The 4638-nt window shown below is 74.1% G+C and carries 5 protein-coding genes; 1 reads left to right on the top strand and 4 read right to left on the bottom strand.

What is annotated here, in order from left to right; genetic code table 11:
* Positions 1-71 precede the first annotated feature (71 nt).
* From ACZ4UB_RS06900 to ACZ4UB_RS06915, 4 genes are read right to left on the bottom strand one after another with little or no spacing between them, the layout of a single operon-like run.
* Positions 72-1241 (bottom strand): serine hydrolase domain-containing protein, encoded by a 1170-nt coding sequence (locus ACZ4UB_RS06900; RefSeq protein ID WP_468068723.1) that lies wholly within the window; start codon positions 1239-1241, stop codon positions 72-74.
* Positions 1242-1285: 44 nt separating this feature from the next.
* Complete coding sequence (locus ACZ4UB_RS06905) at positions 1286-2071, bottom strand: energy-coupling factor ABC transporter ATP-binding protein (RefSeq protein ID WP_468068725.1); 786 nt, start codon at positions 2069-2071, stop codon at positions 1286-1288.
* Positions 2059-2820 (bottom strand): cobalt ECF transporter T component CbiQ, encoded by a 762-nt coding sequence (cbiQ, locus tag ACZ4UB_RS06910; RefSeq protein ID WP_468068727.1) that lies wholly within the window; start codon positions 2818-2820, stop codon positions 2059-2061. Before cbiQ ends, ACZ4UB_RS06905 begins: the two co-directional genes overlap by 13 nt.
* A 1-nt stretch (position 2821) precedes the next feature.
* Positions 2822-3907: an energy-coupling factor ABC transporter permease gene (locus ACZ4UB_RS06915; protein ID WP_468068729.1), complete on the bottom strand. Its 1086-nt coding sequence runs from the start codon at positions 3905-3907 to the stop codon at positions 2822-2824.
* A 202-nt stretch (positions 3908-4109) separates the two neighbouring features.
* On the opposite strand from ACZ4UB_RS06915, the gene ACZ4UB_RS06920 reads away from it, so the two are divergent.
* On the top strand, positions 4110-4508 hold the full coding sequence (locus ACZ4UB_RS06920) for an SsgA family sporulation/cell division regulator (RefSeq protein ID WP_467956614.1): 399 nt from the start codon (positions 4110-4112) through the stop codon (positions 4506-4508).
* The last annotated feature ends 130 nt before the right edge of the window (positions 4509-4638 follow it).

Raw genomic sequence — 4638 nt, forward strand, 5'->3', positions numbered from 1 at the left:
AACGCCGGGCAGGCTTGATGGGGCCGACCCGGGGCCCGACAAACCCAGCCCCGCCGGCGATTGAGGCGGGGCTACAGGGTCGAGCGGAGGGCTCGGAGGAGGGCCTGGGGGCGGGGGTCGGCCGTTACCGAGGCGGCCAGGGCGTTCGTGACGTAGCCGAAGGCGATGCCCGCCTCGGGGTCCGCGAAGCCCAGGGAGCCGCCCCGCCCGGGGTGCCCGAAGGACGCCGGGGACAGCAGCGGCGACGCCGGCCCGTGCAGCATGTACCCCGGCCCGAAGCGCGTGTCGACCACCAGCACCCGGTCCGGCCCCGCGGACATCTCCCGCCCGGCCAACGCCACCGTCTCCGGGGCGAACAACCGCCCCCGCCCCTCCACCTCCCCGAGCGTGGCCGCGTAGAAGCCGGCCAGCGCCCGGGCCGTACCGATCCCCGTGGACCCGGGCAGCTCGGCCGCCCGGTACCCGGGGTCGTTCTCGTCCGGCAGCGGGCTGATCGCGGCGAACGCGCGCCGCGTGAGGGAGCCCGGATCGGCGTAGGCCTCGGAGACGTTCCGCTTGGGCCGGGTCCGCAGCCCGCCCGTGGTCCGCGGCGCCTCCAGCACCGCGCTCCGCCCCACCCGGTGCGCCGCCGCCTCCGGCAGCCCGATCCAGAAGTCCAGCCCGAGCGGCCCGGTGACCTCCTCGGCCAGCCACTTGCCCAACGAGGCCCCGGTGACCCGCAGCACCAGCTCGCCGAGCAGCCAGCTGAAGGTGTGGGGGTGGTAGCCGTGCTCCGTACCGGGCGCCCAGAAGGCGCTCTGCTCGGCGACGGCCCGCGGCCCCGAACTCCCGTCGGTGGCCTCGGCGGGGCTCAGCGGGCGGTCCAGCGCCGGTATGCCCGTACGGTGCGAGAGCAGGTCGCGGACCAGGGCCCGCTCCTTGCCCCCCGCCTTGAACTCCGGCCAGTACTCCGCCACCGGCGCGTCCAGGTCGAGCAGCCCACGCTGGTGCAGGAGCAGCGGAACGGCGGCGGCGACGCCCTTGGTCGCGGAGCGGACGATCTGCGCGGTGTCCCGCTCCCAAGGGGCCGCGTCCGCTCCGGTGGCGTCGGCGTCCCGGACACCGCCCCACAGGTCGACGACCTTGCGGCCGTCGCGGTAGACGGCGACGGCCGCACCCCGATCCCCGAGCGCCTCGAAGTTGCGCACGAAAGCGTCCCGGACCGGTTCGAAGCCGTCCGCCACCTCACCCTGAATGTTCACGAGCGGTGCAACGCCCGAGCATCCGTGCTTATGCCACGGACCCCTCAGGCCACGGACACCGAGCGCGGGTCGAAGCCGAAGGGCAGCTCCAGCCGGTGCGCCCGCATCAGCTCCTCGTCGCACAGGAGGTCCTGGGTGCGCCCGTCGGCCGCGATGACCCCCTCGCTGAGGATCACGGCGCGGGAGCACAGTTCGAGGGCGTACGGCAGGTCGTGGGTGACCATCAGCACGGTGACGTCCAACGAGCGCAGGACGTCGGCCAGCTCGCGCCGCGAGGCCGGGTCCAGATTGGACGAGGGCTCGTCCAGGACCAGGATCTCCGGCTCCATGGCCAGCACGGTCGCGACGGCGACCCGGCGGCGCTGCCCGAAGGAGAGGTGGTGCGGCGGGCGGTCGGCGAAGTCGGCCATGCCGACCTGTTCCAGGGCGCCCCGCACCCGGGTCTCCAACGCCGCGCCGCGCAGTCCGGCGGCGGCCGGTCCGAAGGCGACGTCCTCGCGCACGGTCGGCATGAAGAGCTGGTCGTCGGGGTCCTGGAAGACGATCCCGACCCGGCGCCGGATCTCGGCGAAGTTCCGCTTCCGCACGGGCAGCCCGGCGACGGTGACGGAGCCGACCCCGCCGGTCAGGATGCCGTTGAGGTGCAGGACGAGCGTGGTCTTGCCCGCGCCGTTGGGCCCGAGCAGCGCGACGCGCTCCCCGCGCCCGACGGTCAGGTCGACCCCGAAGAGGGCCTGGTGCCCGTCGGGATAGGCGTAGGCGAGGCCCGTCACCTCGAGGGAGGGGACGGACGCGGCGGGGGCGGCAGCGGCTGGGGTCACAGGGTCCATCCCATCAGACAGACGGCCAGGGCCGTCACCGGGAGCACGGCCGCGTACGCCCACTGGGCGCGGGTGGCGCTCACCTCGTCGATCACCGGCATGGAACCGGCGTAGCCGCGGCTGACCATCGCCAGGTAGACGCGCTCGCCGCGCTCGTAGGAGCGGATGAAGAGCGCGCCCGCGGTCTTGGCGAGCACGCCCCAGTGCCGTACGCCGCTCGCCTCGAAGCCGCGGGAGCGGCGGGCGATCGACATCCGGCGCAGTTCGTCGCTGATCACGTCGCCGTAGCGGATCATGAACGACGCGATCTGGACCAGCAGGGGCGGCAGCTTGAGCTGCTGGAGTCCCAGCAGCAGGGCCCGCAGCTCGGTGGTGGAGGCGAGCAGGACGGACGCGGCGACGCCGAGGGTGCCCTTGGCCAGGACGTTCCACGCGCCCCACAGGCCCGAGACGCTCAGCGACATGCCGAGCACCTCGACCCGCTCGCCCTGGGCCACGAAGGGCATCAGGACGGCGAAGGCGACGAAGGGGACCTCGATCAGCATCCGCTTGAGGAGGAAGCCGGCGGGGATCCTGGCCGCCGCGGCCACCCCCGCGAGCAGGACGGCGTAGAGGCCGAAGGCCCACACCGCCTCGCGCGGGGTGGACACCACGACCACGACGAAGCAGAACGCGGCGGCGAGCTTGCAGTGCGGCGGCAGCGCGTGGACGGAGGTGTGCCCGTGCCGGAAGAGCTTGTGGGCGTGGCCCGCGCCCATGTCAGAGCGCCGCGGACGCGGCGGCGCGGTCGTCGGCGCCGTGGCCGTCGGCCCCGTGGTCCCCGGCCCGGCGGCGGCGGACGGCCCAGAAGACGCCGGAGCCGACCGCCACGGTCGCGCCGACGCCGATGACCCCGGCGAGGCCGCCGGAGAGGCGCGCGTCGCTGATGTCCTTGACGCCGTAGTCGGCGAGCGGGGAGTCCGCGGCGGCGTGCTCCGTGACCTTCTGGTCGATGCCCTGGTCGGCGGCGACCTTCTCCAGGCCGTCGGGGCTGGAGGAGGCGTAGAAGGAGACGAACCCGGCCAGCAGCAGGGCGGTGACCAGGCCGGCCGCCCAGATCTTGGTGACCGAGCGGGCCGCGGCCGGGGCCGGGGTCCGGACCGGGGCGGCGGCGGGCGCGTCGACGAGTCGACCGTCCACGCGCAGCTTGAGCGGGGTGACCAGGGAGCCGGCGCCGTGGACCAGGTCGGGGCGGACGGCGAGCACGGCGCCGACGGTGAGCGCGGTGATCGCCGCCTCGCCGATGCCGATCAGGACGTGGACGCCGACCATCGCGGTGAAGACCTTGGTGACGGGCACGTCCGTGGTGCCGCCCAGCGCGTAGAGCAGGGTGAACATGCCGGCGGCGGCCGGGACCGAGAGGAGCGCGCCGGTGAAGGCGGCCGCGGTCACCGAGCGGCGGGTGTCGGGGAGGATCTTGACCAGGCCGCGGAAGACGGCGTAGGCGACGATCACCGTGACCACGGCCATGTTCATGACGTTCACGCCGAGTGCGGTCAGGCCGCCGTCGGCGAAGAGGAGGCCCTGCATCAGCAGCACCACCGAGACGCAGAGCACCCCGGTGTAGGGGCCGACGAGGACCGCGGCGAGCGCACCGCCCAGGAGGTGGCCGCTGGTACCGGCGGCGACCGGGAAGTTGAGCATCTGGACGGAGAAGATGAAGGCGGCGACGAGCCCGGCGAGCGGCGCGGTGCGCTCGTCCAGCTCCCGGCGGGCTCCGCGCAGGCTGACGGCGACGGCGCCCGCGGCGGCGACTGCGGCGGCTATCGAGACGGGGGCGTTGATGAAGCCGTCGGGCACATGCATGGGCGCTGCTCCGCTTCCTGCGGTGATCTTGCGGTGAACGGCCGGATCCCTCGGCCGTTCGAGAACCTTTCAAGAGTAGTGCCCAGTTGCAAATGGTTGGCAAGAGCGTGCGCACCACAAAAGGCGTCTCGCATGTTCGTCGGAATATGCGACTCTGGGGTGAATACGGACGCATATGTTCCGCTTTTGAGGAGACCGGTCGATGTCTGCCACCGCCGAGAATCCCCGCGCGACCGCCGTCGCCACGCCCGACGCCCCCGTCGAGGTACGGGTCACCGCACGCGTGATCACCGACGATCCCCTCTACCGCAAGATCCCCGTCGCCCTGCGCTTCGCCCCCGACGAACCCCTGGCCGTCCGGATCGTCTTCCCCGCGGACCTCTCCCCCGAGGGCACCGACAACGAGTGGGTCTTCCCCCGCGCCCTGCTGGAGGCCGGCCTCCAGGCCCCGACCGGCAGCGGCGACGTCCGCGTCTGGCCGTGCGGGCGGGTGCAGGCGGTCGTCGAGTTCCACTCGCCCGAAGGGGTCGCGGTGGTCCAGTTCGACATCGCGGCGCTGCGCCGCTTCCTGCGCCGTACGTACGCGCCCCTCACCCGATAGGCCCCCGCGCACCGCGCCGGTTTACGCCGAAGGCCCGGGGGGGGGGGGGAGGGCGGGGGGGGGGGGGGGGGGGGGGGGTGGGGGGGGGGGGGGGGGGGGGGGGGGGGGGGGGGGGGGGGGGAGGGGAACG

The organism is Streptomyces sp. NPDC028419 (genome assembly GCF_055565515.1).